This window comes from Nonomuraea sp. NPDC052265 (genome assembly GCF_044547985.1).
GTDB lineage: Bacteria > Actinomycetota > Actinomycetes > Streptosporangiales > Streptosporangiaceae > Nonomuraea.
In genome coordinates this window covers 216309-222310 of the sequence record NZ_JBIUBJ010000015.1, presented here as the reverse complement: position 1 = coordinate 222310, position 6002 = coordinate 216309, and the positions used below count along the sequence as shown (strand labels likewise).

Sequence of the window (6002 nt, the reverse complement as noted above, 5' to 3'; positions counted from 1 at the left end):
CCTGGAACGACGACCCGAGACCCTTCACCTGGACAAAGACCGCCGACGAGATCCTCAAAACCCTCGCCGACCACCTCAACAAGATCAACCCGCCAACCACCGAAAATCAGCAGCGTACTTAAGTAAGCAATTTCCGGCGCATCACACTAGAGCTGGGCGGTGATTTCCGCGGCCAGTTGGCGGGCGGTGCGGCCGGCGCCGATGAGGGTGGCCGAGGCGGGGCCGGTCCAGTCGCCGTAGCCGAGCAGGTGCAGGCGCGGTTCGGCCAGGGCGCGGGTGCCGTCGGTGCCGATCGCGCCGCCGGGGCCGCGCAGCCGTAGCGGGGCCAGGTGAGCCAGGGCGGGACGGAAGCCCGTGCACCACACGATCACGTCGCACGCCGCCGTGCTGCCGTCGGCCCACGCCACCCCGTCGGGGGCGATGCGGGAGAACATGGGCTCGGCCTTGAGCACGCCCCGATCTCGGGCCTCGCGTACGGACGGGACGGCGACGATGTCGCCCAGGTCGCCGATGCTTTCGGCGTTCTGTCCGGCCAGGGTGGCCTGGTGGCGGCGGGTGGCCAGGTCGAACAGGGCGCGGCCGTCGATCTCGTCGGGCAGCAGCCGGGGCGGGCGCAGCGTCGCCCAGGTCGTCTGGGCGACCTGGGAGAGCTCGGCGAGGATCTGGGCGGCGGAGTTGCCGCCGCCCACGACCAGCACCCGGCGGCCGTGGAAGGGCTCGGGGCCACGGTAGCCGGCGGTGTGCAGTTGCTCGCCGCGGAAGTCGCGGATGCCGGGGTAGTGCGGGACGTAGGGACGCCACCAGGTGCCCGTGGCGCTGACGACGACGCGGGCGTGCCAGGTGCCGGCGCTGCTGTCCACGGCCAGACGCGGACCGGCACGCCGCACGGCCCGCACGGCGGCGGGGCGGACGATCGGCAGCCGGTACCGCTGCTCGTAGTCGGTGAGGTAGGCGACGACGTGGGCGGCGTCCGGACAGCCGCCGTCGGCCGGGATCGGCATCATCCGGCCGGGCAGGGAGCTGTACTGCGCGGGCGAGAACAGCCGCAGGGACGGCCAGACATGCTGCCAGGCACCGCCGGGGGCCTGCCCGGCGTCCAGGATGACGAAGTCGACGCCCGCCCGCCGCAGGTGGTAGCCGGCCGCCAGCCCGGCCTGCCCGGCGCCGATGACCACGACATCGGCCAGGCGAGCCGCGTCGGTCATACGGTGAGGAGTTCCACGTCCACCGGGCCGTTCTGCGCCCCGGCGGGGGCGGCGAGCGGTGCGAACAGCGCGCCCAGCTTGTTCACCGTCTCGGGGATGATCCGGTAGTAGACCCAGGTGCCGCGGCGTTCGCCGTCGATCAGCCCGGCGGTGCGCAACACCTTCAGGTGGTGGGAGATCGTGGGGGCGGTCAGGTCGAAGACGCCGGTCAGGTCACACACGCACGCCTCGCCGCCGGCGTGGGAGCCGATCATCGACAGCAGGCGCAGCCGTACCGGGTCGGCGACGGCCTTGAGCAGGGTGGCCAGTTCGGCGGCTTCGGCCTCGCTGAGCGGCTCGCGGGCGATCGGCGCACAGCATGGGGTGGTGGCGGGGGCTGCCATGACGCGACTCCTTAATTTGATGCCGGTCTAAATTATAGGTGGTGGCGGGCGACCCCCCAACAGCCCCACCAGCGCGGCACGTGTCTCGGCCGACAACCGGCCGGACAGCGGCGTGTGCAGCCGCTCGTTCTCCGCCCGCCGCACCTCGCCGATCAACCGCACCAGCACGGTCAGGCCCGGCAGCATGACCGGCATCGCCCCCGTCGGGCCCCTTGCGGCGGACCACGGTCTTCCAGGGCCGTCGCGGTGCTCACTGGCGGACGTCGGGGACGCCCCCGGCGTCATCGTCGCGCGTGGCTGTCGTCCGCATCGGACGTGGCGCGGGTCAGGGCCTCGTGCCGGTAGTCCTTGGGCGGCAGGCCGTACTCCGCTCGAAAGGACCTGCTGAGGTCGGCGGCGCGGGTGAATCCCCAGCGGGCGGCGATGGCATGGATGGGCTGCGGGGCGAGGTTCGGGTCGGCCAGGTCGGCACGGCAGTGCTCCAGGCGGCGGCGGCGGATCCAGGCTGTCAGCGTCGTGCCCTGACGCTGGAAGAGCAACTGCAGGTAGCGCACGGAGATGTGGTGCCGCTGGGCGATCGCGCGGGGCGTCAGGTCGGCGTCGGCGAGGTTGTGCTCGACGAACGCCCGGATGCGCGCCATCAGGGCGAGTTGCCGGGTCTCGGGCGTCAGGCGGTCCTGCGCGTTCAGCCGATGGGCGAGGAACGCCAGGGCCAGGTCCACCGTGGCGGCGCCGAGCCGCTTGGCCTCCGCGACGGCCATGGACGGCGCCTCGCGCACCAGCGTCTTGAGGTAGCCGGCGAGGATCGCGCCGATGCCACCGGGCGCGGGCATCCGGCGGGCCAGGAGCGCGTCCAGGTTGCTGGAGGGGAGGGGCAGCTCGGCCTTGGGCAGATGCACGATGATCGCCCGTGCCGGCCCCGGCCCGTCGAACGCGCCGCCCTCGTAGGGGTGGGAGGTGTCCCACATCACCAGGTCGCCGGTTCCCATCCGGGTGTCGTTGCCGCCCTGGGAGATCCACATCGTGCTCCCGGCGATCAGGGCGAGCTCGTACCTCTCGGGATCGGAGCGGCGGATCAGCGCGGGCGTGCGCACCGAGCTGAGCGCGGGGAACGACATGGTCGTCACCTGTACGGTGTCCAGGTCGATCGCCCCCGCCGAGGCCCGGAAGTCGGCGGCATGGGTGCTGACGACCCGGACGGGTGCCACGTCGTGGCTGATCAGGTCGCACCACCAGTCGAATCGCTGGTCGGGCGGCAGGTCCGTGCTGTGCAGGGTGACGATTCCCAATTTCACCTCTCACGACATGATCTCGAGCTTTCGAGACGTACCCGGTGTGACGAGAAGCCCAGCCGATGCGGCGATCGCGGCGCGCCCCCGCCGACCACATCATCCGCCATTCTGAGGCCGCGCCGGCCGACCGGTACGGGGTGCGAGCCGCTGTTCGTGCCGCCGTTGCCAAGGAACAGTGCGCGCTGCGCCAACGACCTCCATGATCCGCCGTACGTATGCTGCCCAGGTCGGATCCGCCGAACGAGGTTCTCCACGACACGTTCGACGCAGCGGCCATGGTCGTCACGGACGGGACCACAGCGGCACCCCCAACGCCGTTCGCGCACCGAGCTTCCAGGACGACGGCTCACCGGACACATCGGAGGACGTATGCGGCCACGACTCAAGAACGTCGCCTGGGAACGGGTGGGCGACGAGCTCCGCCTCGTGTACGACCTGCGTGACCAGTTGATCCTGACCGACCCCGGCGGCCAGGTGGAGAAGCTCCTCGCCTTGCTGCACGAGGGCGGGCGCACCGTCGGCGAGCTCGCCGGCGAACTGGCGCTCCCCATCCAGGACGTCCTCGGCGCGATCGAGGCCCTCGACGCCGAACGACTGCTGGAGGACGGCGAGCGCCTGGGCACCCTCGACGCCGCCGAAGCCGAGCGCTACTTCAGTAACCTGGCCTTCTTCGAGTCGTTCGGCACGCTGACACGCAGCCGCGAGGACCTGCAACGCCGGTTGCGCGAGTCGCACGTGCTCGTCCTCGGCACCGGCGGCCTCAACTCCAACACGATCCCGCATCTCAGCGGGCTGGGCGTCGGCAGAATGACGCTGGTCGACAGGGACACCGTCGACGTGCGCAACTTCGCCAGGCAGTACCTCTATCGCTGGGAGGACCTCGGCGCCAGAAAGGTCGAGCGGGCGGCGGAATGGGTGCGCGCCTTCGACCCGGCCGTCAAGGTCCAGGCGATCGACACGGGCGTCGAGAGCGCCGAGCAACTGGCCGAGCTCATCGACGAGACGCGCCCCGACGTGGTCGCCTCGGGCATCGACCAGCCCAAGGAGGTCGACCTCTGGGTCAACGCGGCCTGTGTGGGGCAGGGCGTGCCGTTCGTGCGCGGCGGCATCACGGTCACCAAGGGAATCGTCTGGTCGGTCGCGCCGGGGGAGAGCGCCTGCAGGGCCTGCGTCCCCGCCGATCCGACCCGGCCCGAAGGCCACGCCGATCCCGACGAGCCCGCACTGAGCGCCGAGATCGCCGCGGCCCGCCTGTTCTACAGCAGGCCGCAACCCAACAGGGGCATCGGCCCCGTCGCCGGTCTGCTCGGCGCGCTCGGCGCCTTCGAGGTGCTGCGCTACCTGACCGGTTTCGAGCCACCGGCATACGCCGGTCGGCCACTCACCATCGACTTCGCCGGCGCCTGCGCCATGAGTCAGGCCGAGTGGTCCCGCAATCCCAAGTGTGTGACCTGCGGAAGGAGTTGACCACCATGAAGATCGAGATCGTGCGGATCGAGAACACCCGCCTGACCGGGCTGAACACGCCCGACTCCTGACCATCGCGAGCGCACCCCGGCCGAGGCCGGGGTGCGCTCTCCCCTTGTCGCTCCGCAAGCTCCAGGAGGACGGATGTCCGCCATCGTTGACCGAGACCTGCGCGAAAGGGCCGCCCGGCTCACCGTCGCGTTCGACGGTGACGCCTGGATCCTGGGCCGCCCCGACCTCGGAGTCTTCGTCGCGGTGCCCGAGCCGGGCGCGGTGTTCGTCACCACCCTGCAGGAAGGCGGCTCGGCCGCCGAGGCCGCGAGACGGGCGAGCGAGGTGGCGGGCGAGGAGGTCGACGGCGCCGACTTCCTCGAAGGTCTCACCGGCGCCGGCCTGCTCGACCCGCCCGCACCTCCCGAGGAGCGAGCCCCCAGCGGCTGGATCGAGGGACTCAGCCAGGACACGGCGGCCAGATTCTTCGGCAGGACCGGCTGGGCCTGCTACGCGGCGGCAGCGGTCTTCGTCGTAACTGTCCTGGTGTTCGCGCCAGAGTTACGCCCTTCATGGAAGGACGCCTGGTTTCTCCCTAGCGCCGCACTGTCGATGCTCACCTACCTGCTGGTCGACATCGCGTTCAGCGCCCTGCACGAGGCATGGCACTGGGTCGCGGGCAGGGCGCTCGGCGTCCCCGCCACCTTCAGGGTCAGTTACCGGGGCCTCTACATCGTCTTCGAGACCGACCTGACCCAGATCGTGAACGTGCCGCGCCGCCGCAGGTACGGGGCCTACCTGGCGGGCATGGCCATCGACGTCGTGGTCGTGGCGACGGCATTGGGGCTGCGGCTGCTCGACAGGGCCGGGATGCTCACACTGCCTGAGACGTTGAGCGGTCTTCTCGGCGCGGTGGTGTTGTATCGGCTCGTCGGGATCGCCTGGCAGTGGGCCGCGGTGCCGATGCGCAGTGACGGCTACGCCGTACTGGCCAATGCGTTGCGCTGCCACAACCTGTACCGGGTCACTTGGCTGACCGCCAAGGCCAGGCTCTTCCGGCTGCCGCCCGCCGAGGCGGCCGAGCTGGCCTCGGCGGGCGAGCGTGATCGGCGCGTGGCACGCTGGTTCGCCCTGCTGTACGTGGCGGGGGTCGTGGTCATGGCCGGCATGTTCGTGCTCGTGGCCCTGCCGCTGCTGCTCGCCCTCGCTCAGTGGGGCCTGGTACGGCTGAGCGCCGGCGCGATCGGCTCGACCGCGTTCTGGGAGGCGCTTGCCGTGACGGCGTACGTGGCGACCCAGCTTGCCCTGCCCCCACTCCTCGCACTGAGGGAGCGCCGGCTGCGGAGGTCGGGCAGGCTTCTTTGAGAGGTGCTGCCCACCGGCAGCCGAGGCGATCACCGGCTCCCGGTACGGATGCGGCGCCAGGGCCGTAGCGTGACGCACGGCTCGGCGGTGAGGGCGCAGGGCGGTCCCGTGGTCACGGCCGCGCCCTGGCCGCCGGACCGCTCGCCGTCTCCTCACGCTGATCACCGCCGTTGGCGTGGCTCTCCCGGAATTTCTGGTCTGCAACGAGGGTCAGCCGGGCCGTGGACCGAACTCCGGGAGAGTGGTGGAGCCGCAGGGGACCATCGTGGTCCTGAGGGCGAGGCCGTCGCTGAGGTCGC

General features: G+C 71.2%; 6 protein-coding genes. 2 read left to right on the top strand and 4 right to left on the bottom strand.

Annotated elements, in window-relative coordinates; all coding sequences use genetic code 11:
* Nucleotides 1-146 precede the first annotated feature (146 nt).
* The 4 genes from ACIHAD_RS34950 to ACIHAD_RS34935 all read right to left on the bottom strand — a co-directional run bounded on the left by ACIHAD_RS34950 (nt 147) and on the right by ACIHAD_RS34935 (nt 2883).
* On the bottom strand, nt 147-1205 hold the full coding sequence (locus ACIHAD_RS34950) for an ArsO family NAD(P)H-dependent flavin-containing monooxygenase (protein ID WP_397358989.1): 1059 nt from the start codon (nt 1203-1205) through the stop codon (nt 147-149).
* Nucleotides 1202-1588 (bottom strand): metalloregulator ArsR/SmtB family transcription factor, encoded by a 387-nt coding sequence (locus tag ACIHAD_RS34945; protein ID WP_397358988.1) that lies wholly within the window; start codon nt 1586-1588, stop codon nt 1202-1204. Before ACIHAD_RS34945 ends, ACIHAD_RS34950 begins: the two co-directional genes overlap by 4 nt.
* Nucleotides 1589-1615: 27 nt before the next feature.
* A complete protein-coding gene (locus ACIHAD_RS34940; protein ID WP_397358987.1) occupies nt 1616-1783 on the bottom strand; it encodes a hypothetical protein in 168 nt (55 codons plus the stop codon).
* Nucleotides 1784-1869: 86 nt separating this feature from the next.
* On the bottom strand, nt 1870-2883 hold the full coding sequence (locus ACIHAD_RS34935; protein ID WP_397358986.1) for a helix-turn-helix domain-containing protein: 1014 nt from the start codon (nt 2881-2883) through the stop codon (nt 1870-1872).
* A 366-nt stretch (nt 2884-3249) separates the two neighbouring features.
* Here ACIHAD_RS34935 and ACIHAD_RS34930 point away from each other — a divergent pair, with 366 nt between their 5' ends.
* Both ACIHAD_RS34930 and ACIHAD_RS34925 read left to right on the top strand, forming a co-directional pair.
* The gene (locus tag ACIHAD_RS34930) at nt 3250-4347 is read left to right on the top strand and encodes a HesA/MoeB/ThiF family protein (protein ID WP_397358985.1); all 1098 of its coding nucleotides are present in this window, start codon (nt 3250-3252) and stop codon (nt 4345-4347) included.
* A gap of 144 nt (nt 4348-4491) precedes the next feature.
* On the top strand, nt 4492-5703 hold the full coding sequence (locus tag ACIHAD_RS34925; RefSeq protein WP_397358984.1) for a hypothetical protein: 1212 nt from the start codon (nt 4492-4494) through the stop codon (nt 5701-5703).
* Nucleotides 5704-6002 lie beyond the last annotated feature (299 nt).

What these genes read in the sequence shown, in the direction of transcription:
- ACIHAD_RS34950 (WP_397358989.1), bottom strand. Translation starts at nt 1,205, where the DNA reads ATGACCGACGCGGCTCGCCTGGCCGATGTCGTGGTCATCGGCGCCGGG.
- ACIHAD_RS34945 (WP_397358988.1), bottom strand. Translation starts at nt 1,588, where the DNA reads ATGGCAGCCCCCGCCACCACCCCATGCTGTGCGCCGATCGCCCGCGAG.
- ACIHAD_RS34940 (WP_397358987.1), bottom strand. Translation starts at nt 1,783, where the DNA reads ATGCCGGTCATGCTGCCGGGCCTGACCGTGCTGGTGCGGTTGATCGGC.
- ACIHAD_RS34930 (WP_397358985.1), top strand. Translation starts at nt 3,250, where the DNA reads ATGCGGCCACGACTCAAGAACGTCGCCTGGGAACGGGTGGGCGACGAG.
- ACIHAD_RS34925 (WP_397358984.1), top strand. Translation starts at nt 4,492, where the DNA reads ATGTCCGCCATCGTTGACCGAGACCTGCGCGAAAGGGCCGCCCGGCTC.